We start from the raw sequence: 23,076 nt of genomic DNA, 5'->3' as shown, positions 1-23,076 counted from the left end.
GGTTCAGTCCCTCGGATCGTCCGGATCCAGTCCGTGCAATGGGAACACGGCACGGCGGGTGTCGCGGATCGCCGCATCCACGGCGGCGCCCGAGCCGTCACCCCACGGCGAGTACGCCGTGTCGGCCCCGTCGGACATGGTCGGCGGCAACTCCGCAGTCGGCGCCACGCCACGGACCGTCTCGGTCCACTCGGCGGGCAGGGGGACGTCCGGGGCGACGTCGCGGTCGAGCACCGTCGCGACGAGGTGTGTCCAGGACCGCGGCACGACGCGCAGCAACTGGTAGCCACCGCCGCCGACCGCGAGCCAGCGGCCCTCCGCATGACGGTCGGCCAGCGCGCGCAGCTCGCGGTAGATCGTCCGGTGCCCGTCGACCGTGAGCGACAGGTCCGCGAGCGGATCCTCACCGTGGGAGTCGACGCCGCACTGGGTGACGAGAATCTGCGGCCGGAACCGGTCGAGCAGCGACGGGACGACGGCGTGGAAGGCGCGCTGCCACCCGGCGTCATGAGTGCCGGGTGGCAGCGGCACGTTGACGGCGCTGCCCTCGCCGTCCTCGACCCCGGTCTCCGCCGAGTAACCGGTCCCGGGGAACAGCGTCAACGGGTGCTGGTGAAGCGAGATCGTCAGCACGCGCGGATCGCCGAGGAACGCCGCCTGCACCCCGTCGCCGTGGTGCACGTCGGTGTCGACGTAGGCGATGCGGTCGTAGCCCTGCTCGAGCAGCCACGAGATCGCGACGGAACAGTCGTTGTAGACGCAGAACCCCGCCGCGCGGTCGTGCATCGCGTGGTGGTGCCCGCCCGCGATGCTCACCGCACGCTGCGCGCGGCCCTCGGAGAGGCACCGCGCCCCCATCAGGGTGGAGCCCACGACGAGCGAGGCGGCGTCGTGCATATCGGTGAAAACCGGGTTGTCGTCGGTGCCGAGACCGTGGCCGACGTCCCAGCCTGCCAGCGGCGCCTGCTGCACCGCCTCGAGATACTCCGCCGAGTGCGCCCGGTAGAGCTCCTTGGCACCCGCCGGTTCCGGACTCAGCAGCGGCACGTCGTCGAGTACTCCGAGGGCCGTCGCGAGCCGCATCGTCAAGTGCAGCCGCACGGGGTTGAACGGGTGCTGCTCCCCCATGTCGTAGGCCAGCAGCGCGGAGTCCCAGACGACGGCGGAGGGAGACATGCCCCAGAGCCTAGCTGCCACGAGGGAGGAGTCGAGGGTGACGATCAGCCCGGACGCTCACCGGTGGCCGCGGGACGGTCCGGATCCGCGGACCAGTTCGACCACGAGCCCGCGTACAGCGCGGCCGGCGTCGTGCGCCCCGCGCGTTCGAGCGCGAGCACGACCGAGCTGGCGGTGATGCCCGATCCGCAGTAGGCACCCGCGGCGGACTCCCCCGGCGCCGACGTACCGAAGTCGATGCCGAGGGCTGCGAAGTGCTCCCGCAGCCGCTCCGGGGAGCGCCAATGTCCGTCCGTCTCGACCTGCGTCGCGAACGGGGCGTTGCGGGCACCCGGGATGTGACCGCCGCGTGGGTCGACGGGCTCGTGGTCGCCGGTGTAGCGCTCGTGGGCCCGCGCGTCGAGCAGGACACCGTCCCGTGCCAGCGCGGCCGCCCCGTCGGCGTCGAGCACCGGCAGCTGGCCGGGCTCGACGGTGACGTCACCGTCCCGCGGAGCGGGAACCTCGGTGGTCACGGGCCTTCCCTCGGCCCGCCACGCCGCGAACCCGCCGTCGAGCACGGCCACACGGTCGTGCCCCGCCCAGCGCAGTAGCCACCAGGCGCGGGCCGCGACCGACGAATCCGCGTCGTCGTAGGCGACCACCGGCCGGTCGGCGCGCACGCCGGCAGCCCGCAGCACCCGTTGCAGGTCGCCGGGCTCCGGCAGCGGGTGGCGGCCCGCCGGGCCCGCGGCGCCGGCGAGGTCGGCGTCGACGTCGAGGAACACGGCGCCGGGCAGATGCCCGTCGCGGTACGACTCCGCCCCGGGCGGGCCGAGGAGCCGCCAGCGCACATCGAGCACGACCGGCCGCAGGCCGGCCGGGCCGTCCAGCGTTTCGGCCAGTTCGGCGGTGCTCACCACCGGACCGAACGACGCGGGCTGCGGCTCGGGCATGGTGTCGGTCATCGGTGACGTTCCTTACCTCGGGAGTGGTCGGCCGGCGGCGCCGCCGTCGTTCGTCCCGGCGAACGGGCTCCTCGGCGGAGGCTGTCGGAGTGATTACCACACCGCCCCGACGAGATTCCGGCGCGTGACGGCCGACCGCTCCGTCGGGGGTGAGGACTACCATGAGTTCGGCGAACAAAGGGGACAGGCGTGAACGATCTCATCGACACCACAGAGATGTACTTGCGCACCATCTTCGAGCTCGAGGAAGAAGGTGTCACCCCGCTGCGCGCGCGGATCGCGGAGCGGCTGGACCAGAGCGGTCCGACGGTGAGCCAGACGGTGGCGCGGATGGAACGGGACGGCCTGGTCGTCGTCGCCGACGACCGGCACCTGCAGCTGACCGAGCACGGGCGCGAGCTCGCCATCGCGGTGATGCGCAAGCACCGGCTGGCCGAGCGGTTGCTCGTCGACGTCATCGGCCTCGAGTGGGAGCACGTCCACAGCGAGGCCTGCCGCTGGGAACACGTGATGAGCGAAGCCGTCGAGCACAAGCTCGTCACGCTGCTGAACCAGCCGACGACCTCGCCGTACGGCAATCCGATCCCGGGGCTGGACAAGCTCGGCGACGGTGGCGAACCCGCCCCGCCCGCCGAGGCCGACCTGGTGCGGCTCGACGACGTGGCACGCGGCGGTGGCGGCAAGGTGGAGATCCGCCGCATCGCCGAGCACGTGCAGAGCGACGAGGCGCTCATGGCGCAGCTCAAGTCGGTCGGCATCATCCCCGGCCGGACGGTCCACGTCGGGAAGAACGCGGGCACGTCCGTCGAGGTGTCGGACGACGCGACATCGGGCACCGTGAACACGAACGTGCTGCACGCCGTGCTGGCCCAGATCCGGTGACAGTCTCGGGCCAGGCGGTGCCTGCGGGCCCCGCGGGCACCGCCGAGAACGCGTTCCGTTCCGTCCACGGTCGCCCACCCGCAGGCGTGTGGTCGGCACCGGGCCGGGTGAACCTCATCGGCGAGCACACCGACTACAACGACGGGTTCGTCCTGCCGTTCGCGCTCCCTCATCGCCTCGCCGCAGCCGCTGCGCCGAGGGAGGACGGCAAGCTGACGTTCACGACCGTCGGGTCGGACGGCCGTACCCATGCCGAGGACCCGGTGGCCGTGGCCGACCTGCGGCCCGGCACACCCGACGGCTGGTCCCGCTACCCGGCCGGTGTCGCCTGGGTACTGCGCGAAGCCGGTGCCGAAGGACCCGGCACCGCAGCTGGGTGGAGCGTCGACCGGGGCGCCGATCTGGTGTTCGCGGGGGACGTGCCGACCGGAGCCGGGCTGTCGTCGTCCGCCGCGATCGAATGCGCCACCGCGATGGCGCTGCTCGGCCTGGCGGGCGAGCACGACCAGGACGCGGCCCGCCGCGCCGCGATCGCGCGAGAGGCGCAGCGCGCCGAGAACGAGTTCGTCGGCGTCCCGACGGGCATCCTCGACCAGACGGCGTCGATGTGCTGCGTCGACGGTCACGTGCTGGCTCTCGACTGCCGGTCCGGCGAGGCCGAGCAGGTGCCGCTCAACGCCACGGGCGCCGGACTGTCGGTGCTGGTCATCGACACACAGGTCAAGCACTCGCTGGACGGGTCCGAGTACGGCGACCGGCGGGAAGGCACCGAGCGTGCGGCGCGGCTGCTCGGTCTGCCCGCGCTGCGCGACATCGCCCCGGACGCGCTGGACGACGCTCTCGACCAACTGCCTGCCGACCTCGTTCCGCTCGTCCGGCACGTCGTCACCGAGAACGCCCGCGTACTCGAAGCATCCCGGTACCTGCGCGGCGGCCGGATCGCCGACATCGGGCCGGTGCTGGACGCCTCGCACGTGAGCATGCGCGACGACTACCGCATTTCGTGTCCCGAGCTCGACCTCGCCGTCGATACGGCCCGCACCGCAGGTGCGCTCGGCTCCCGGATGACGGGCGGCGGGTTCGGCGGATCGGCCATCGCACTGGTCCGCGAGAACGATCGGCACGCCGTGGAGGCGGCCGTGACCACGGCGTTCGACACCGCCGGATACCGCAGGCCGCGCATGTTCGTCGCCGTACCGTCCACCGGGGCCGGGCGCGACCGGTGACCGCCTCGCCGCAGCACCCCGCCGGGACTGCGGCACACTGTCATCGGCCGGCTCCGGCCCGAAGCCCTTCGCCGATTCGACGTCCCGCCCCGACACGACGCCCCGCCCGGATATGCCCCGCCCGGATCCGACGCCCCGCGCCGCCTCGAAACCCTCGGACCACCGCTCCGCCACAGGTCGGCGACCCGTCGCCCGCACCCGATCAGGAAGGCCCGGAACATGCCCACCGACACAGCCACGTCCCGCAGCCCGATGAAACTGGTCGTCACCGGCGGCGCCGGGTACGTCGGCAGCGTGTGTGCCGCCCGGCTCGTCGAAGCCGGGCATGACGTCACGGTCGTCGACGACCTGTCGACGGGCCATGCCGACGCGGTTCCGGACGGCGTCCACTTCATCCAGGGGGATGCTGCCGACGTCGCGCAGACGCTGCTGAGCCAGGGATTCGACGGCGTCCTGCACTTCGCGGCGAAGTCGCTCGTCGGCGAGTCCATGCAGGATCCGGGTCTCTACTGGCGGGGCAATGTCCTCACCTCCCTGCGCTTGCTCGATGCGATGCGCACCCACAACACACCGCGGCTGGTGTTCTCCTCGACGGCCGCCACCTACGGCGAACCGGACGTCAGCCCGATTCCGGAGACCACACCGACCGGGCCCACGAACACCTACGGCGCCACCAAGCTGGCGATCGACCACGCGATCACCAGCTATGCCCACGCCCACGGGATCGCGGCGACCAGCCTGCGCTACTTCAACGTCGCCGGCGCTCACGACGGGTTCGGGGAGCGCCACGCCACCGAAACGCACCTGATCCCGATCGTGCTGCAGGTCGCCACCGGCGACCGCGAGCAGGTGCAGATCTTCGGCGAGGACTACCCGACCGCCGACGGCACCGCCGTCCGCGACTACATCCACGTCACCGATCTCGCGGACGCGCATCTGCTCGCTCTCGAGCACGCGCGTGAAGGCCGGCACGAGATCTACAACCTCGGTAACGGCACCGGGTTCTCCGTGCGCGAGGTGATCGACGCCTGCCGCGAGGTCACCGGGCACGACATCCCCGCAGCCGTCGCACCGCGTCGCGCAGGCGATCCGGCCGTACTCGTGGCCTCGGCCGAGAAGGCACGCACGGACCTGGGCTGGAAGCCGGTGCACACGGATCTGCACGGGATCGTCACGGACGCATGGCGCTTCACCCGGGACCGGATCGCTCAGGACCGCCGTTCCGCGCCGCGCCGCTGACCGTACCGCCGCCCCCTGCTCCGGGCCCACGTGCTCGGGCTCCGGCGTCGTCGGCTCGGCCGGCAACCGCTGACAGGGCCCCTCTCCGGTCCCGTGCGAGCCCGGCCAGCTTCTCCGGCGGCACGGCGTGCACCAGCGCCTGGTCGAAGAGTTTCGCCAGCGTGTGTCCCGGACATGCCTCGAGCGCGTTCGCCACCGCCATGCCGGCCAGCGGACCGTCGCCACGAAGGTAGGCGGTGTAGGCCAGCAGCGACGCCGGTTCCGCCCGCTCCGGCGGTGGAACCCCGCGCACCAGCGCGGTCCAGAGGTGTTCGGCCGCGACCGCGACTTCGCTCCGCGGCGGCCAGCACACGCTGAACGCCGCGTCCCGCACCTCGTGGTGTGCCAGGGCACGTGCCAGGTCCACGATCTCCTGGTCCGCCAGTGCCGGCCGGGTTCCGGCGTCCGCACCGGTCCGGAACCGTTCCAGTGCATCGCGGACGATCGCGTAGGCACGCGCGATCTCGTCGTCGACATCGGCCGGTTCCGCCTCGTCCCGGCAGGCGGCCAGTTCCAGCAGCGCCGCGCGGCGGGCCAGCGCTTCGTCACTCTCCGGATCCAGCGTGTGCGCCATCGCGTCCCGGCTGGCATAGGTCACCTGTCCGGCGTGCGTGGTCACGGCCGCCGTCGTCGAGGCCGCCGGGTCGGGCAGCTCACCGGCGCAGCTCTCGTCGGCGTAGCTCTCGTCGGCGTAGCACCGCCATCGTGCGCCGATCCGGATCTCCGGCGTCCACAGCGCGTGATTGATCGGTACGCCGAGATCGGTCATCACGGCGGACAATGCCGCCATCACGTCGCGGTGCGCGGGCCCGTCATCCGGCGGATCGCCGCCGACCAGCACCACGGTCACGGCGGCGGCACCGGTGAGCGCCGGGTCCAGTGTCGGGGCCAGCTCCGGCACTGCCGCCGCATCCGGGATGTCGACGCGCATGACGTGGCTGACGATGTGGGACTCCGGACCGTCGGAGGCGTGGACGAGCAGCACCAGCGAATCCGCGGGCGTGAAGCCCAGGAGGTACGGAACCGAGGCGATGAGCCGTTCCGGCCTGCGCAGGTCCACCCGGGTCTCGAAGTCGGGATGGGTCGTCGATGAAGTGGTCATGCCTCCACGATGCGGCCGCGGAAGCGCCGCGGGCGGCGCTGCGCGAAATCTGTGGACACTCCGGTCCGACGTGGATAACTCGCCACCGTGCGACCGGCGCGGGGCGGAACTGTCGGTGGCGGGCGCTACCCTCCCGCGCCCGCCACCGGCCGCACGGCGCCCCCGGTGCCGACGATCGGCACCGTGACCGAGGAATGCTTCACGTCCACCGCGACGCCCGCGCCCGGCCGCGGCCGCAGCGTGAAGTCGTGGTCGCTGGAGAGCACCACGAACTCCAGCCGGTGCCCCGCGTCCAGCACGTAGTCCTGCGGCTGCAGGTCGAACGAGAGCCGGTACGACTGCCCCGGGCGGACGGGCCGGGTCGAGGCGCGGTCGTGGCGGTTCTGCGGATCCGCCCAGCCGCGCGTGATGACGTGCGACGTGCCGTCGTGACCGCGATCGACGAGTACGCCGGTCACGTTCGCCGCGGGCCGGTCGAACGAGAGGCGCAGATCGACCGACGGGGTCCCGCTCAGCCGCATCGGGCTTGCGAGAGCTCCGGTGGTGTAGCGCAACCGGTGCGGCGACGCCCCGGCGTCCGCGAGCTGCTCCACCGTCTTCGACGCGTCGTCGGTCAGCGACTCCGTCACCGGCCGGCCGCGCGCCATGCCGTCCGGCGACAGCCCGCCGACACCGTCACCGCCGGGCCGCAGGTGCAGTTCCGCATCGTCGGCACCGGCCGCGGGCCAGTCCGCCTCGTCGTGCCACGACTCGTCCTCGCGCTGGATCGTCGCGCGCGGTTCCGTGTCGATGCCGTTGTCGACGTCGTAGAGGTAGTGGGAGAACCAGCGGTTCAGCGTCCGCAGCCATTCCTCCTTGCGCACGCCGTACGGGTCGGTGTGCGCGGCCTGGTGCAGCCAGATCTTCCGCTCGACCCCGTGCTCGGCCAGCGCCTCGTACCAGCGCGCGGTCTGGCTGAACGTCACGTTCCAGTCGGCCAGGCCGTGCACGGCCAGCACCGAGGCCTCCACGTCCGCCGCATCGTCGCGGTAGGACCGGCGCTGCCAGAATTCACTGTCGTCGCCGGTGATCCGATCCTGTTCCCGTGCCAGCTCGTCGATCACCGGGCGGCAGATCTCCCGGTCCTCGCGGGTGTAGACGTACTCGGCGAGCACGTCGGCGTCCTCACCCTGGAAACCGCCGGGCGCGACGACGGCACCGTTCTCCCGGTAGTAGTCGTACCACTCGGAGATCGCCGCGATCGGCACGATCGTCTCGAGCCCGTCGACCCCGGTGCTCGCGACGGCGTTCGGCAACGTCCCGTTGTAGGACACACCCATCATCGCCGTCCTGCCGGTGGTCCAGTCCGCCTGCACCCGATCACCGTCACCGGTACGTGCCGAGGCGCGCCCGTTCAGCCAGTCCACGACGGAGGTGGCACCGATCGTCTCGTTCTCACCTCCCGTCGTCGGGCATCCCGTCGACGCGCCGGTTCCGAGCGATTCGGCGTAGACCACGGCGAAACCGCGCGACAGCAGATAGTCCTCGTACCGGGACGTCATCTCCGCCCTCGGCACGTACAGTTCCACGTCGACGTCGTGGTTCTGCACGTCGTTGCCGCCCGCGAAGTACGGGCTCGCGGTGTAGACCACCGGCACCTGCACACCCTGCTCGGTCTCGGCCGGCCGCACGACCCGGACGTGCACCTCGTCGTCGGCGCCGTCCCGGTCGCTGTCGACCGGTGCACGTACCCACAGGTTCTCCCGCACGACGTCGCCGGAATCGAACACCGGCTGTGCTTGCCCGTCCGCGAACACGGGCCGCTGCGGTGAGCCCGCGGACTCGGCGGCCGCAGCGGGGGCCAGCAACGGCAGCGCGATCACGGCGGTCAGCAACGGGGCGAAACGGCTGGCTCTCCACCTGGCTCTCAACACGGAACACCTCGGTCGGTTCGTCGGGCAGGGACGGTGCGCTCGGCACCGCGCACGCGAGCGGCACGACCCTTCCGCCGATCCGCGAGGCTGTCAAGATCGCGCAGAAACCGCCGGAAGCGGGGAAATCACCGACTTTCGGATGACGTGTCACCGAGATCCCGCGCCGACACGTCCCCGGCGAAACCCACCGAGACATGGTCGGATGGAGGCATGGGACATCGTGTCGTCGCGGCCGGTGCCGTCACCGGGGCCGTGCTGGCGGCGGGCGTCACGCTCACCGCAGGCGGAGCCCTGCACGATCCGACCGCAGAGCACACCGGCCGCTCCGTGATCGCGGCCGCCCCCGGCCGTGGCCAGGACGCCACCACACTCGAACCTCCGTCGACACCGCGTGAGCGCACGCAGACGGCCGCGGCCGTCACCGACGCGATCAACGGTGTCGTGCCCGGTTCGACGGCGGGTCTGGCCGTCCACGACCGGCGGACCGGGGCGATGGCCGTCGCGACCGATCCCGACGAGCCCCATTACACGGCCTCCGTCGTCAAGTTGCTCATCGCCATCGACGTACTCCGCCACCACGGCTGGCACGCCCCCGGCGGCGACACCGGCTCGGATCTGACCGCCATGCTGTCGGCCAGCGACGATGCCGCAGCGAGCCGGCTGTGGGACGAGTTCGGCGGTGCCGCCATCGTCGACCGCACCGCCGAGCTCGTCGGGCTGGACGCCACGACACCGCCCGACGAGGCCGACGAATGGGAACTCACCCGCATGAGTCCCCGTGACATCGTGCGCACCTACACCTACCTGCAGCAGGACCTGCCCCGATCCGCGCGCGAAGCGGTGCTCGGCACGCTCGCCCACTTCGACGCAACCGCCGCCGACGGCTTCGACCAGCGATTCGGCCTGCCTGCGGCCTTCGGGAACGACACCGTGGCGGTGAAGCAGGGCTGGATGCCGGTCGGCGACGACGTGGTGCTGAACACGACCGGTGTCGTCGGTGCGGGCGGCCGTTTCGTCGTCGCCCTGCCCGTGGTCCTGCCGGGCGACACCGATTTCGCCACGGCACGGGACGCACTGACGGCCGGCGCGCGGGCCCTGGCCCGTGCCCTCGGCGGCGGCTGACTCTCCGCGCCTGCTGGCAGACTGGGCGCATGACCGACGTGCCCGATCCCGCCACGACCCCCGACGATCCGCACCGCTGGCTCGAGGACGTGACCGGCGAACGCGCGCTCGACTGGGTGCGCGCCCGCAACGCCGAGACGACGGCCGCCTACACCGACCGTCCCCGCTTCACGGCTCTGCAGGACCGGTTGCGCGAAACCCTCGACGCCGACGACCGGATTCCGTACGTCGTGCGGCGCGGCGAGTTCCTGTACAACTTCTGGCGCGACGCGCAGCACCCCCGGGGACTGTGGCGCCGCACCACCCTCGCCGAGTACCGCACGGCCGACCCGGAGTGGGACGTCCTCATCGACGTCGGCGCGCTGGCCGACGCCGAAGACGAGAACTGGGTGTGGCAGGGCGCCGCGGTACTGCGGCCGTCGCTGGACCGCTGCCTCGTCGAACTCTCGCGCGGCGGAGCGGACGCCGCGGTGGTCCGCGAGTTCGATCTCCAGCGCCGCGAGTTCGTCGCCGACGGATTCCAGCTGCCCGAGGCGAAGAGCTCGGTCAGCTGGATCGACGCCGACACGATCTACGTCGGCACGGACTTCGGCGAGGGCTCGCTCACCACGTCGGGGTACCCGCGCGTGGTGAAACGCTGGCGGCGCGGCACGCCGCTCGAGGACGCCGACACCGTCTTCGAAGGCAAACCCGACGATGTCGCGGTCCGTGGCTTCCACGACCCGACCGAAGGGTGGGAACGCGACCTGGTTCGGCGGAACGTCGAATTCTACCGCAGCGAACTCTACCTGCACACCGACGACGGGCTCGTGCACATCGACGTACCCGACGACGCCGTCGCGTCGTTGCACCGGGAATGGCTGCTGGTCCGCACGCGCACTCCGTGGGGCGACCACCCCGCGGGGGCGCTCCTGGCGGCCCGGCTCGAGGACTTCCTCGCCGGGAACACCACGATGACCGCACTGTTCTCCCCGGACGCCCACACGTCGCTGGACTACTACGCCTGGACCCGCAACCACCTGATCGTCGGCACTCTCAGCGATGTGAAGACCAGACTGCGCGTGCTCACCCCCGGCAACGACGGCTGGCGCGACGAGCCGCTCACCGGAGTTCCCGACGTCGGCACCGTCGACCTGATCGACACCGAGCCCGACCTCGACGACGAGTTCCTGCTCGAGGTCACGGGATTCACGCAGCCGTCCTCGCTCGTCCGCGGTGTCGTCGGCGGCCGCTACGAAACGCTGAAGGAGGCGCCGGCGCGGTTCGACGCCTCCGGCCTGACGACCGAGCAGTTCTTCGCCACGTCGGCCGACGGCACCGAAATCCCGTACTTCGTGGTGCGCGAGCCCGGTACCGAGCCCGGGCCGACGCTGCTCGGCGGCTACGGCGGCTTCGAGGTGTCGCAGACGCCGTACTACAGCGGCGTCGTCGGCCGTGCCTGGCTCGCACGTGGGGGAACCTACGTGCTCGCCAACATTCGCGGCGGCGGCGAATACGGACCGGACTGGCACAACCAGGCCATCAAGGAGCACCGCCACCGTGTCCACGAGGACTTCGCCGCCGTGGCACAGGATCTCACCGAGCGCGGCATCACCACGCGCGATCGGCTCGGCATCCAGGGCGGCAGCAACGGCGGCCTGCTCATGGGAGTGATGCTCACGCGCTATCCGGAACTGTTCGGTGCGATCGTGTGCCAGGTGCCGCTACTCGACATGGGGCGGTATCACCTGTTGCTGGCGGGTGCATCGTGGATGGCCGAGTACGGCGACCCCGACGATGCCGAGCAGTGGGACCACATCCGCGCCTACTCGCCGTACCAGAACGTCCGGAGTGGACAGCCCTATCCCCCGCTGCTGATGCTCACGTCCACGCGGGACGACCGCGTGCATCCCGGGCACGCGCGCAAAATGGTGGCGCGGCTGCTCGAATCCGGCTACTCACCGGAGAACGTCCGCTACTACGAGAACATCGAAGGCGGTCACGGCGGAGCGGCCGACAACGCACAGCTGGCGTTCAAGACGGCGCTGGCCTACGAGTTCCTCTGGGAACGCCTCGGCGGCTGACGCCGACCGGGTGTGCCCCGGCACGTCTCACGCTTCTGCGAAGTCCGGGACGTCCGGGGCATCCGGGGCATCCGGGGCGTCCGGGGCGTCCGGGGCGTCCGGGGCGTCCGGGGCGTCCGGGGCGTCCGGGGCGTCCGGGGCGTCCTGCGTGAGTTCCTCGGCGCGTTCCTGCAGCTCGAGCGCGATGGGCTCGGCTTCGTCGTAGCGGTCGGGATAGGCCGACCGTTGCACGGCCTGAGCGATCTGTCCGGCGGTGAAGTCGGGATTCGCCGCGTCCTGGTCGATCGCGCCCGTCGTGCCGTCCGACGGGTTGCCGTGCAGGAAGTCGTACGTCGCCAGCTCCGGATCAGCGGCGTTGACCCACCCGTAGTCCGGCCGCTGCTGGAACACGCCGATCGACGACGCATGCCCGCAGTCGAGATCGTTGGCGTGCGATTCCACCCATGCCGCCTCGTAGGCGGCCAACCGCACCTTCGCTCCTGCCTCCTCGGCGTCGAGCACGTTCTCGATGATCACGAGAATCTGCTCGTCGGCCTCGGCGGGGACGTCGCAGTGGACGTGCACAGGGCTCTCGGCCGCCGGGAGATGAGCGCCCGGCCGCAACAGTGCGTCATCGCGCTCGCCGGCCGCCGCGGGAACCGCAATAGCCATGGTCAGTACCGACACGGCCAGGCCGGTCACCAATCCTGTTCTCGACGTGCTCATGCCATCCCTTCGCTCGGTGGTCGACCTGCGAGCAGGTGACGTGACGTGTTCGGGCCGGCCGCCGGGCACGCACTCCGCGGTCCACACCCGTTGCCGCGACCGCGTTCACGCCGGAAGCCCCACCGGCAGGCGCCTACGGCCACCCGTTCCTGACACAGTGAATTCCTGCCACAGTGAACTCGACGGCAGCGCATACGGCACGACGGGCGATACCGAACGTCACGCCATCGGGCGACAGCACCGCACCGGGCCGCACCCACGAACGAGGGCCGGGGATCGGCATGATCCCCGGCCCTCGTCATCGCTCACACCGGACGGTCACCTCGACGCAATCTCCTCGGCGGAGGTGGCACGGTGCCCGGTGGTCAGCTGCAGCCCGACGTGGCGCCGCAACCCTCGCAGGCGTAGCACGACCCTGCGGGCCGCATCTTCGTCCCGCAGGTCATGCACAGCGGGGCGTCCGCGGCCTTGCCGAGCTGCAGCTCCACCAGCTCGGTGGTCGTGTGCGCCTCGCCCCCGGACGCACTCTCGTCATCCGCCGCCTGCTCGACAACATGCGTGCCGCCGAAGTCCACGGTGCTGCGCAGTGTCTCCAGATCGACACCGTCGCTGTCCGAACCGCCGCCGCTGTACTCGGCCTCGACCTGGGCCGCTCGCTCGTCGGCAGTGAAGATGCCGAGCTGGGCGCGCTTCTCGTGCGGCAGGTAGTCCAGCGCAAGCCTGCGGAACAGGTAGTCCAGCACGCTGGTCGCCATCCGCACGTCCGGATCGTCGGTCATACCGGCCGGCTCGAACCGCAGGTTCTGGAACTTCTGCACGTAGAACTCGAGCGGAATGCCGTACTGCAACCCCACCGAGATCGACATCGAGAAGGCGTCCATCACGCCCGCGAGCGTCGAACCCTGCTTACCGAGCTTGACGAAGATCTCGCCGAGCCCGTCGTCCGGGTACGACCCGGCCGTCAGGTACCCCTCGGCACCGGCGACGGTGAACGACACCGTCTGGCTCGGGCGCTTCTTCGGCAGGCGCTTGCGCACCGGGCGGTACTCGACGACCTTCTCCGGCTCGGCCTCGCCCTTCTCCTGCTTGCCCGTCGACAGCGGCTGACCGACCTTGCAGTTGTCCCGGTAGATCGCCAGCGCCTTCAGGCCGAGCCTCCAGCCTTCGAAGTAGATCTCCGCGACCTCGTCGACCGTCGCCGCCTCCGGCATGTTGACGGTCTTGGAGATTGCACCCGAGATGAAGGGCTGCACCGCAGCCATCATGCGCACGTGGCCCATCGGAGCGATGGAACGCTCACCGACCGCACAGTCGAACACCTCGTAGTGCTCGCTCCGCAGCCCCGGCGCGTCGATGACGTGGCCGTGCTGGGCGATGTAGTCGACGATCGCCTCGACCTGCTCCTCCTGGTAGCCCAGGGAACGGAGGGCACGCGGGGCAGCGTTGTTGACGATCTGCATCGACCCGCCGCCGACGAGCTTCTTGAACTTCACCAGCGAGAAGTCCGGCTCGATGCCGGTGGTGTCGCAGTCCATCATGAAGCCGATCGTGCCCGTGGGCGCGAGCACACTGGCCTGCGCGTTGCGCCAGCCTGCGCGCTCACCGACCTCGATGCCACGCTTCCATTCGTCCGTGGCCAGTGCACGGACGTCCGCGTCGTTGCGGTGCAACGTCCGCACGAGCTCGTTCGCGGCGGCGTGCTTACGCATGACCCGCTGGTGGCCTTCGGCGTTGCGGGCGTAGCCCTCGTACGGGCCGACCACACCTGCCATCTCGGCGGAACGCCGGTACGACACCGCGGTCATCAGCGAGGTGATCGACGCCGCGAGCGCACGGCCGCCGTCGGAGTCGTAGGCGTGGCCCGTCGCCATGAGCAGCGCGCCCAGGTTGGCGTAGCCGATGCCCAGCTGGCGGTACTTCCGCGTCGTGTCACCGATCGCCTCGGTCGGGAAGTCGGCGAAGCAGATCGAGATGTCCATCGCCGTGATGACCAGCTCGACCGCACTCGCGAACAGCTGCGCGTCGAACGAACCGTCGTCGGACAGGAACTTGAGCAGGTTCAGCGACGCCAGGTTGCAGCTCGAGTTGTCGAGGTGCATGTACTCCGAGCACGGGTTGGATGCGGTGATCCGGCCGGACTCGGGGCACGTGTGCCAGTCGTTGATCGTGTCGTCGTACTGCAGGCCCGGGTCGGCACATTCCCACGCCGCCTGCGCCATCTTGCGGAACAGCGGCTTCGCCTCGGTGTGGTCGATGACCTCACCGGTGGCGCGGGCACGCATGCCGAACTTGTCGTCCGACTCGACGGCCCGCATGAACTCGTCGGACACGCGCACCGAGTTGTTCGCGTTCTGGTACTGCACCGACGCGATGTCGGTGCCGCCCAGGTCCATGTCGAAGCCGCCGTCGCGGAGCGCCCGGATCTTGTGCTCTTCCTTGGCCTTGGTGTCGATGAACTCCTCGACGTCGGGGTGGTCGACGTCGAGCACCACCATCTTCGCCGCACGGCGGGTCGCACCGCCCGACTTGATCGTGCCCGCCGAGGCGTCGGCACCGCGCATGAACGACACCGGGCCGGAGGCCGTACCGCCGGAGGAGAGGAGCTCCTTCGAGGAGCGGATCCGCGACAGGTTCAGACCGGCGCCGGAGCCGCCCTTGAAGATGCGGCCCTCTTCCTTGTACCAGTCGAGGATCGACTCCATGGTGTCGTCGACCGACAGGATGAAGCACGCCGAGACCTGTTGCTTGGACGCGGTGCCGACGTTGAACCAGACCGGCGAGTTGAAGCTGAACACCTGGTGGAGCAGCATCCAGGTGAGTTCGTGCTCGAAGATCTCCGCGTCGGCAGGCGAGGCGAAGTAGCCGTGTTCGGTACCCGAGGCGACGTAGGTCTTCACGACGCGGTCGATCAGCTGTTTGAGGCTGTTCTCCCGCTCCGGGCTGCCCGCCGCACCCCGGAAGTACTTGCTGGTGACGATGTTCGTGGCGTTGATCGACCAGGACTCGGGGAACTCGACGCCCCGCTGCTCGAAGTTCACCGTCCCGTCGCGCCAGTTGGTCATGACGACGTCACGCCTCTCCCACGTGACCTCGTCGTACGGGTGCACCCCCTCGGTCGTGAACACACGGCGGACCTGCAGGCCCTTCCGTGCGCCACTGCCGCCACCGGACCGCTTCTTCGACGTCTTCGAGGTCTCGGCGCCGGCTCCGACCGTTTCTGTCATGACTCCCACTCCCGCGATTGACACCAAGCGGCGACGCCGATGCGCCGTCCGCATTTACTCCCGCTGTCGACCGAGGCCCTCAGTCGACTGAATCCGCAATCGCCTGACGAAGGTCCGTGATCTCCTTCTCGAAGTCTTCGATGGAGGAGAACCCGCGGTAAACACTCGCGAACCGCAGATATGCCACAGCGTCCAGCTCCCGCAACGGTCCGAGGATCGCCAACCCGACCTCATGACTCGGGATCTCCGCCACGCCGGCGGCCCTGATCGACTCCTCCACCCGCTGCGCGAGTTGCTGCAGCGCGTCGTCGTCGACCGGACGCCCCTGGCAGGCCCGGTGCACTCCCCGAATGACCTTGTCCCTGCTGAACTGTTCCGTCACCCCGGACCGTTTGACGACGGCGAGGACCATCGACTCCGAGGTCGTGAACCGACGGCCGCACTGCGAGCACGAACGCCGACGCCGGATCGCCTGCCCTTCGTCCACCTCACGAGAATCGACGACGCGAGACTCGGCATGCCTGCAGAACGGACACCGCATGACCGAACACCTCCCGCTTCACAGATGATGGCGCACCGTGCGCCATCGACCGTCGCCGAGTCACCTCACGTGGCGACCGGCTGCCGGTGCGTCCCTGACGCACCGCCGACAACTCTCGATCACCCGCCGACTCGACGACCGGCGGCGACACCGGTCGTGGAGCTTCGGCGGAGACTGCCGATCACCAGGTCCGCCCTGGTGATCGGGCTGTGGATACCCGGTGGGCGAAGACCGACGAGCTGTGGATAACTCTGTCCGATCCTACCCCAACTTGTGGACCAACTACAGCCGTGTAACTACTAGATGTGGGGGCTGAGCTTAAGAGTCCACCCACCCGCCGCGCAAGCTGACACAACCCTCCGGCGAGTGATCACCGACATAGCTCACCATCGCGGGGGAGTCGGCTCGAGCGCCACTCCGGAGGAATCCGCAGGAGAGGCGGTCCGCAACCCTCACGACCTGACCTTCGCGACCCGGCCGTCACGACCCTGCTGGCACCACCAGCGGTGTGCCGACCCGCACGGTGCCACCGGCCAGATCGTTGAGCTCCCGGATACGAGTCACGACCGCGGCCGGGTTCGCGTCGGGGGCGGCCGCCTCGGCGAGATCCCAGAGCGTCTCCCCCGCACCCACCGACACCACCGCCGTCTCCGCAGGCACCGCGCCGACGCCGGCGTCGCTCACGACGGCGAGCGCGTTGGCGATCGACCCGACCGCCACCACGAAGCAGAACACACCGATCGCCACCGCGGCGAGAAGCCACACCTGCGACGTGGGCCGGGTTCGCGAACATGCTCTCACCGGACGTCGGGTACGAGGACGGACCGGGGCACGTCTCGTCGGTGGCCGGCACGGCTCGGCGACCGGGACCACTCGGACCCACTCGGCCGTTCGCCGAACGCGAACACCCCCGCTCCCCGACCTGCCGGACCCCGCATCCACACGGCAGGTCACGGCACTGCTATACCTCGCATGTCCGTGCTCCAGCGGCTGCTCCCGCTGCAGTACGATCGACATGGCCACCTCCTCGAACATCCGATCGATCGAACGCGTGTACGATGTGTACCACCCGGGTCCGACAAAATCGAGACCCGAGCGGCGTGTCCCTCGAACAGATGTTTGAGATTCGCGGTCGGGCAAGCTAGCGTCGGAGGTGTACGGCGTGCCATCCGGCCATCACGGCGTGTGGCGGCCCGCCGAACACGACCGAGTACACGACGACTCGCGGCAGCCGTACGGCACCGCGATCACCGGGCAGCCGTCCGCTGCCCGCGACTGGGAGGCGACACGGTGGCACGCAAGACCCATGACGAGACCGGCGGCAAGCGCGGTCCCGGCGGCACCGTCCACGATCTGCCGGAGGTCACCGAGGAAGGCCTCACACCACGGCAGCAGCGCGTGCTGGCCGTGATCCGGTGGTGGGTGGACCGCTACGGCTACCCACCGAGTGTCCGCGAGATCGGCGAGGCGGTCGGCCTGACCTCCACCTCGTCGGTGCACCATCAGCTCGGCGCGCTGCAGCGCAAGGGCTATCTGCGGCGGGACCCCAACCGCCCGCGCGCCGTCGGCATGCTGACGACGGACTCCATCTCGAAGGTGAACCCGTCCGAAGACCGGCCGACTCCGGCCTTCGTGCCGATGGTCGGCCGCATCGCCGCCGGTGGTCCGGTGCTGGCCGAGCAGGCGGTCGAAGACGTCTTCCCGTTGCCGAAGGACCTGGTCGGCGAGGGAAATCTGTTCCTGCTCAGCGTCACCGGTGACTCCATGGTCGACGCGGCCATCACCGACGGCGACTGGGTCGTCGTGCGTCAGCAGGAGGACGCGGAGAACGGCGAGATCGTGGCGGCCATGATCGACGGCGAGGCGACCGTCAAGACGTTCAAGCGCAAGGACGGCCACATCTGGTTGCTGCCGCACAACGACGCCTACGAGCCGATCCCGGGCGACGATGCCGAGATCCTCGGCAAAGTGGTCGCAGTGCTACGCCGGCTCTGACACCACACCCGGCCGTGTGAGGATGCCCCACCGCACAGGGATCCCGCTGCGGAGAGGCTCCCGGCGCTCCGGGTCGGGTGCACACGCTCGGGTATCCCGGCGCCCACCGCTCCCGGCCGTCACCGGCCACGACCATCACCGCTTACGACGACGCACGACGGTCACGAGGAGTGCCACGGCCAGGGCAATCACGACGACGCCTGCGGTGACCGGCAGGATCGGAAAACCCGGCGCGTCGTCGTGCTGCCGGGAATCGGCCGCCGACCGGGCGTCGGCCTGTCGTCGGCCGCTGTCGGGCCCGCCAGGCCCGGTCACGGTCGACCCGGAATCGCCGTCCGGTCCTGCGCCCGCACCGTCGTCACCGGGAGTCCCGTTCCCTGCCGCGCCGGAGACCAGCGCCGTGGCGTCCGGAACGAGGCGGACCGGATTCCCGACTCCCTCACTCACGGACACGAGCGCCCCGTCCGGTTGGAACGCGATCGCCTCACCCTGCGGTTCGTCAGGCAGCGGTACCCGTACCGGGTCGCGCCGGAGCGCTGTGACGACGTCGCCGTCGGGCGCCGGGTACAGGTAGGCGTCGGTGTAGGTGCGGACCGCGACGACCGTCCCGTCGTGGCTCGACGCGGCACCTGTGACGAGCAGTGACCCGGCGGCGCCGACCGGCCCGCCGGGCGTTCCCGTCGGAGAGACCTGCACCGTGCCGACCCGCTCCAACGGAGTCGGCCCGGGGGTCCGCAGTGCTGTCGCCGGGCGGTACACGTCCGAAGATCCGGTCATGCTCTTCGTGATGATGTGCGGTGTGCCCTCGGGACCGAGGATCATCGCCTCGGCGTCGTGCGGGCCGTCGGGATACGTGAGCCGGTGGAGCGTGGACCCTTCGCCGGGACGGAGTGCGTGCAGTGCCACGGTCTCCCGGGCCATGCGGTTGTCGCCGACGTCGGCGAGCCAGAACGTACCGTCGGCGGCCCTCGCGAGATCTTCGACGTCGTACGGGTCCGCGGGGTCGGTGATCACGTCGGCGACGACGCAGTTCCGATCGAGTGCATAGACCCGAAGGTCCACGCCCCCGTCGTTGACGACGTACCACCGGTCCGCATCGGCCACCAGTCCCGATGCCTCGGCCAGCGCGGGGTCGTCGACGCGGCACACCGCTTCGGGCGCGGGCGGATCACCGCCGGGCGGCCGGGCCTCCGCCATCGGGGCGGCGGCCGGAAGCCCCAGCGCGACGGCAGCAGACAGGGAGACAGCGGACAGAGCGACGGCGGCGGACAGGGCGACGGCGGTCAGAACCCCGGCACGCAGAACGCGGGCCGGGGTCCCGACGGTGGTGCGCCCGGTACGGGCATCCACCGTCCGACGGGGTCGCACGCGGTCAGGACGCCGGTTCGCCGACCGGACCGCCCGCATCGCCCGATCCGGCCGCGCCATCGGCCTCGGTGCGGTACGGCTCCAGGGCACCGGCCAGGTCCGCGTGCACCCGCGCACACAGCCGTGTGCCGTCGGCAGTGTGGTCCTCGGTCAGCACCTCACCCTCGGCGTGCGTACGCGCGACGAGCTCACCCCGCGCGTACGGCACGAGCACGTCGACCGGCTTCTCCGGTCGCGGCAACCGGTCCGCGATCGCGGCGACCAGCTTCTCGACACCGTGCTGCGTACGGGCCGAGACGACATGGGCCTCCGGCAACAGGTGCCGCAGGCGGGCCAGCGACACGTCATCGGCGGCGTCGGCCTTGTTGATGACGATCAGCTCGGGCGGTAGCGACTCGGAGCGTGTGCTGCCGATCTCGGCCAACACGGTCCGCACTGCCTGCACCTGCTCTTCGGGTGCCGGATCGGAGCCGTCGACGATGTGCAGCAGCACATCGGCGGCGACGGCCTCGTCGAGCGTCGAACGGAAGGCATCCACGAGCTGGTGCGGCAGGTGCCGGACGAAGCCGACGGTGTCGGTCAACGTGTACGCCCTGCCGTCGGGAGTGACGGCGCGGCGGGTCGTCGGGTCGAGCGTGGCGAACAGCGCGTCCTCGACCAGCACACCGGCGTCGGTCACCGCGTTGAGCAGGCTCGACTTGCCCGCGTTGGTGTAACCGACGATCGCCACGCTCGGCACGTCGTTCGCGACACGCCTGCCGCGTTTGGTCTCGCGGATCGTGTCCATCGCCGCGATCTCACGGCGCAGTTTGGCCACGCGCTTGCTGATGCGCCTGCGGTCGATCTCGAGCTTGGTCTCACCCGGTCCGCGCAGCCCCACGCCGCCGTTGCTGCCCGCGCGACCACCGGCCTGCCGGGACAACGTGTCGCCCCAGCCGCGCAGCCGCGGAATGAGGTACTGCAGCTGTGCGAGCTCGACCTGCGCCTTGCCTTCCTTCGAGCTCGCATGCTGGGCGAAGATGTCGAGGATCAGGGCCGTGCGGTCGACGACCTTGACGTTGAGCTTGTCCTCGAGCTGGCGCAGCTGACCGGGCGAGAGCTCGCCGTCGCAGACCACCGTGTCCGCACCCGTGGCGGTCACGATGTCGGCGAGCTCGCGCACCTTGCCCGAGCCCACGTAGGTCGCCGGATCGGGCCGGTTGCGCCGCTGCACGAGACCTTCGAGCACGGTCGAGCCCGCCGTTTCGGCCAGTCGGGCGAGTTCGTCGAGGGAGGCCTCCGACTGGGCGGCCGTCCCCTCGGTCCACACGCCGACGAGCACGACATGTTCGAGCCGCAGCTGCCGGTTCTCGACCTCGGTGATGTCGGAGAGTTCGGTGGACAGGCCCGCGACCCGGCGCAGTGACGCACGGTCCTCGAGCTCCAGTTCACCGGTCGACGGTGCGTCGTCGAACACCTCGTCCGGCGTGTCGGCGGACAGGTCCGCCCGCGACGTCAGCACGTCGCCGCGATTCGGGTTACTCACAAGCCTCCATGTCGAGTGTCGTCGCCGCGTACACGGCGCCTACGGATCCATCGTCCCACGTTCCGCCGGATTCGCCGAACCGTTTACCGACTGGGGTATAGAGCCAGGTAGACGGCGGTCGCGTCGGGCGGTTCCGCACCGCCCCCGGTCGCGTGGCCGGCCGCATCGTCCGAGGTGGCTGCCGATGCCGCGTCGCAATCCTGCTCGTCACCTGCCGCGAACTCGTCGATGAGCTCCGTCAGTCGCGCTCGGAATTCGGCGAGCCTGCCCTCCGGCAACCGTGCGACCACCCGCGTCTGGTGCAGCTCCGCCCGGTCGAGGTCGGCGATCTCGGTCAGGAACGCCTCGAGCATCGCGTCTTCCACCGGCGCGTTCCACGGGCCGCCGATCCGCCAGGACAGTCCGGTCGAGCGGTACGGGATCTCTTTCGCACCGCGGGCTCCCCTGCGAGGCCGTTCGGCGGCGAGAAAGCCCGTGTCCACGAGTTTGCGCACGTGATGCAGCGTCGTCGCCGGGTCCCGGTCGAGCCGTTGAGCGATCTCCTTGTTGGTCAGCCCCTCGTGATGGGTCAACCGGATGATCCGCAGGCGTATTCCCGAGGCGAGCGCACTCGCCTCGGCCTCGGTCGCCGTCCGTCGCCGCTCTCCCATCCGCACAGCATACGTGCCTCGCGGCGTCAGTGATTGACGGTTTCCAATCAGTGGGACACACTGCATCGATGCGACCGGACTCCCCATGGCGGCAGCGGGATTTCCGGCGGCTGTGGGCCGGAGCGTCGGCAAGTCAGTTGAGCACGTTCACCGGTGGCGCCGTCCTTCCGTTGCTCGCAGCGACCGCGCTCACTGCGTCGCCGTGGCAGATGGGCCTGCTGACGGCGGCGGACAAGGCGGCGTTCCTGTTCCTCGGCCTGCCCGTCGGCGTATGGATCGACCGCGTGCGCCGCAAACCACTCATGATCACTGCCAACCTGCTCCGCGGCTGCCTCCTGCTGACCGTGCCTCTCGCGTGGTGGGCGGACGCACTGACGATGCCGCAGCTGATCGTCGTGGCGCTGTTGGCCGGAGCCGGCGCACTCGTGTTCGACGTCGCGCACCAGTCGTACCTGCCGAGCCTCGTCGGCCGGGACCGGCTCGTTGCGGCCAACACCGGTCTGCACGCCAGCCACTCCGTCGCCGACGTGACCGGACGCGGACTCGGCGGAGGTCTCGTACAGTTGCTGGGGGCGGCACACGCCGTGATTCCCGTCGGCATCGGATACCTCGCGTCGGCAGCCGCACTCGGGCGTATCCGCACCCGTGAGCCCGCACCCGTCTCCCGCGGCCATCGCACGATCCGGGCCGAGATCGGCGACGGACTGCGGTTCGTGGTCGGCCGGCGGGACCTGCGCGCCATGACGTTGTACACGGCCGTCGGCAACCTCGCGTTCGCCGTGCTCACAGCCGTGCAGGTGCTGTATCTGACCCGCACCCTCCAACTCGCGCCTGCCCAGGTGGGTGCCGTCCTGGCCGCGGTCGGGTTCGGGGCCGTGAGCGGCGCGTTCACCGCCGGCACGTGGACACGACTGTTCGGCAGCGTGCGAACCATCTGGCTCGTGCCGCTGCTCACCGCACCGGCGGCAGTCGTGGTACCGCTCGCACAGCCGGGCACCGGAGCATGGTTCGTCGGCGCCGCGCTCGCGGTCCTCGGTCACGGGATGACCGTGTACAACGTCGGCCAGGTCAGTTACCGGCAGGCGATCTGCCCGGAGCACCTGCTCGGTCGCATGAACGCCGGAATCCGGTTCGTGGCGTGGGGCGCCGCGCCGCTGGGTGCCCTGGCTGGAGGGGCACTCGCCGAAACGGTCGGGCTCCGTCCGACGGTGTGGATGTTCGCGGCCTGCATGCTCGGCGCACCGACGCTGCTCATCCTGTCCCCGCTCCGTTCCGGAGGCGCGTCGCCGTCGGAGCGGAGCGGGGACGTCACGGCTCAGCGGGAAGGCTGACCTCCCGTCGCGGCACCGGCTCCTCACC

The 23,076-nt window shown here is 70.5% G+C and carries 18 protein-coding genes; 7 read left to right on the top strand and 11 right to left on the bottom strand.

The features are described 5' to 3' along the window. Positions 1–3: 3 nt before the first annotated feature. Together LY41_RS12040 and LY41_RS12035 are read right to left on the bottom strand one after the other, a co-directional pair. Entirely contained in the window at positions 4–1,176 is a 1,173-nt protein-coding gene (locus LY41_RS12040; RefSeq protein WP_253863948.1) for an acetoin utilization protein AcuC, read from the bottom strand. Positions 1,177–1,220: 44 nt separating this feature from the next. Continuing rightward, positions 1,221–2,123, bottom strand: coding sequence for a sulfurtransferase (locus LY41_RS12035; RefSeq protein WP_253863947.1), 903 nt, complete (start codon positions 2,121–2,123; stop codon positions 1,221–1,223). Positions 2,124–2,312: 189 nt separating this feature from the next. On the opposite strand from LY41_RS12035, the gene LY41_RS12030 reads away from it, so the two are divergent. The 3 genes from LY41_RS12030 (at position 2,313) to galE (ending at position 5,470) form a co-directional block, all read left to right on the top strand. Beyond that, on the top strand, positions 2,313–3,005 hold the full coding sequence (locus LY41_RS12030; RefSeq protein WP_253863946.1) for an iron-dependent transcriptional repressor DtxR: 693 nt from the start codon (positions 2,313–2,315) through the stop codon (positions 3,003–3,005). Then, positions 3,002–4,231 carry a galactokinase gene (gene galK, locus LY41_RS12025; RefSeq protein WP_253863945.1) on the top strand — a complete coding sequence of 410 codons (1,230 nt, stop codon included), beginning with the start codon at positions 3,002–3,004 and terminating at the stop codon, positions 4,229–4,231. The genes LY41_RS12030 and galK overlap by 4 nt, the downstream gene beginning before the upstream one ends. Positions 4,232–4,450: 219 nt before the next feature. Then, positions 4,451–5,470 carry a UDP-glucose 4-epimerase GalE gene (gene galE, locus LY41_RS12020; protein ID WP_253863944.1) on the top strand — a complete coding sequence of 340 codons (1,020 nt, stop codon included), beginning with the start codon at positions 4,451–4,453 and terminating at the stop codon, positions 5,468–5,470. On the opposite strand, the gene LY41_RS12015 is transcribed toward galE, so the two are convergent. After that, entirely contained in the window at positions 5,421–6,611 is a 1,191-nt protein-coding gene (locus LY41_RS12015; protein ID WP_253863943.1) for a DUF4192 domain-containing protein, read from the bottom strand. The genes galE and LY41_RS12015 overlap by 50 nt on opposite strands. A gap of 125 nt (positions 6,612–6,736) precedes the next feature. Next, entirely contained in the window at positions 6,737–8,524 is a 1,788-nt protein-coding gene (locus LY41_RS12010) for a Xaa-Pro dipeptidyl-peptidase (RefSeq protein ID WP_253863942.1), read from the bottom strand. A gap of 210 nt (positions 8,525–8,734) precedes the next feature. Here LY41_RS12010 and LY41_RS12005 point away from each other — a divergent pair, with 210 nt between their 5' ends. Continuing rightward, positions 8,735–9,646 carry a serine hydrolase gene (locus LY41_RS12005; protein ID WP_253863941.1) on the top strand — a complete coding sequence of 304 codons (912 nt, stop codon included), beginning with the start codon at positions 8,735–8,737 and terminating at the stop codon, positions 9,644–9,646. Between the two features lie 29 nt (positions 9,647–9,675). After that, positions 9,676–11,709, top strand: coding sequence for a prolyl oligopeptidase family serine peptidase (locus LY41_RS12000; RefSeq protein ID WP_253863940.1), 2,034 nt, complete (start codon positions 9,676–9,678; stop codon positions 11,707–11,709). 27 nt (positions 11,710–11,736) lie between these two features. Here the strand turns inward: LY41_RS12000 and LY41_RS11995 are convergent, their stop codons facing one another. The 4 genes from LY41_RS11995 to LY41_RS11980 form a co-directional block, all read right to left on the bottom strand. After that, on the bottom strand, positions 11,737–12,414 hold the full coding sequence (locus LY41_RS11995) for a hypothetical protein (protein WP_253863939.1): 678 nt from the start codon (positions 12,412–12,414) through the stop codon (positions 11,737–11,739). Positions 12,415–12,779: 365 nt separating this feature from the next. Beyond that, positions 12,780–15,638: a vitamin B12-dependent ribonucleotide reductase gene (locus tag LY41_RS11990; protein WP_253863938.1), complete on the bottom strand. Its 2,859-nt coding sequence runs from the start codon at positions 15,636–15,638 to the stop codon at positions 12,780–12,782. Positions 15,639–15,717: 79 nt separating this feature from the next. Beyond that, a complete protein-coding gene (nrdR, locus tag LY41_RS11985) occupies positions 15,718–16,179 on the bottom strand; it encodes a transcriptional regulator NrdR (protein ID WP_253863937.1) in 462 nt (153 codons plus the stop codon). Between the two features lie 480 nt (positions 16,180–16,659). Continuing rightward, on the bottom strand, positions 16,660–16,980 hold the full coding sequence (locus LY41_RS11980) for a LysM peptidoglycan-binding domain-containing protein (RefSeq protein ID WP_253863936.1): 321 nt from the start codon (positions 16,978–16,980) through the stop codon (positions 16,660–16,662). A gap of 489 nt (positions 16,981–17,469) precedes the next feature. Between LY41_RS11980 and lexA the strand changes: the two genes are divergently transcribed. After that, positions 17,470–18,174, top strand: coding sequence for a transcriptional repressor LexA (gene lexA / locus LY41_RS11975; RefSeq protein ID WP_372493205.1), 705 nt, complete (start codon positions 17,470–17,472; stop codon positions 18,172–18,174). A 135-nt stretch (positions 18,175–18,309) separates the two neighbouring features. On the opposite strand, the gene LY41_RS11970 is transcribed toward lexA, so the two are convergent. The 3 genes from LY41_RS11970 to LY41_RS11960 all read right to left on the bottom strand — a co-directional run bounded on the left by LY41_RS11970 (position 18,310) and on the right by LY41_RS11960 (position 21,717). Further along, positions 18,310–19,524 (bottom strand): hypothetical protein, encoded by a 1,215-nt coding sequence (locus tag LY41_RS11970; RefSeq protein ID WP_372493204.1) that lies wholly within the window; start codon positions 19,522–19,524, stop codon positions 18,310–18,312. Positions 19,525–19,546: 22 nt separating this feature from the next. After that, a complete protein-coding gene (hflX, locus tag LY41_RS11965; RefSeq protein WP_301297036.1) occupies positions 19,547–21,022 on the bottom strand; it encodes a GTPase HflX in 1,476 nt (491 codons plus the stop codon). Positions 21,023–21,150: 128 nt separating this feature from the next. After that, the gene (locus tag LY41_RS11960) at positions 21,151–21,717 is read right to left on the bottom strand and encodes an ArsR/SmtB family transcription factor (protein ID WP_253863935.1); all 567 of its coding nucleotides are present in this window, start codon (positions 21,715–21,717) and stop codon (positions 21,151–21,153) included. A gap of 68 nt (positions 21,718–21,785) precedes the next feature. Between LY41_RS11960 and LY41_RS11955 the strand changes: the two genes are divergently transcribed. Next, a complete protein-coding gene (locus LY41_RS11955) occupies positions 21,786–23,048 on the top strand; it encodes an MFS transporter (RefSeq protein WP_253863934.1) in 1,263 nt (420 codons plus the stop codon). Positions 23,049–23,076: the final 28 nt, after the last annotated feature.

The organism is Prauserella halophila (assembly GCF_024171895.1).
Lineage (GTDB): Bacteria > Actinomycetota > Actinomycetes > Mycobacteriales > Pseudonocardiaceae > Prauserella > Prauserella halophila.
The sequence above is the reverse complement of the archived record's forward strand: the minus strand, read 5'-3'. Positions and strand labels throughout refer to the sequence as shown.

Excerpts from the sequence above, each read along its gene's own strand:
- LY41_RS12035 (WP_253863947.1), bottom strand. The coding sequence starts at position 2,123 with ATGACCGACACCATGCCCGAGCCGCAGCCCGCGTCGTTCGGTCCGGTG.
- LY41_RS11955 (WP_253863934.1), top strand. The coding sequence starts at position 21,786 with ATGCGACCGGACTCCCCATGGCGGCAGCGGGATTTCCGGCGGCTGTGG.
- galE (WP_253863944.1), top strand. The coding sequence starts at position 4,451 with ATGCCCACCGACACAGCCACGTCCCGCAGCCCGATGAAACTGGTCGTC.
- LY41_RS12005 (WP_253863941.1), top strand. The coding sequence starts at position 8,735 with ATGGGACATCGTGTCGTCGCGGCCGGTGCCGTCACCGGGGCCGTGCTG.
- LY41_RS12015 (WP_253863943.1), bottom strand. The coding sequence starts at position 6,611 with ATGACCACTTCATCGACGACCCATCCCGACTTCGAGACCCGGGTGGAC.
- LY41_RS12000 (WP_253863940.1), top strand. The coding sequence starts at position 9,676 with ATGACCGACGTGCCCGATCCCGCCACGACCCCCGACGATCCGCACCGC.
- LY41_RS12040 (WP_253863948.1), bottom strand. The coding sequence starts at position 1,176 with ATGTCTCCCTCCGCCGTCGTCTGGGACTCCGCGCTGCTGGCCTACGAC.
- LY41_RS11990 (WP_253863938.1), bottom strand. The coding sequence starts at position 15,638 with ATGACAGAAACGGTCGGAGCCGGCGCCGAGACCTCGAAGACGTCGAAG.
- nrdR (WP_253863937.1), bottom strand. The coding sequence starts at position 16,179 with ATGCGGTGTCCGTTCTGCAGGCATGCCGAGTCTCGCGTCGTCGATTCT.
- LY41_RS11960 (WP_253863935.1), bottom strand. The coding sequence starts at position 21,717 with ATGGGAGAGCGGCGACGGACGGCGACCGAGGCCGAGGCGAGTGCGCTC.
- LY41_RS11995 (WP_253863939.1), bottom strand. The coding sequence starts at position 12,414 with ATGAGCACGTCGAGAACAGGATTGGTGACCGGCCTGGCCGTGTCGGTA.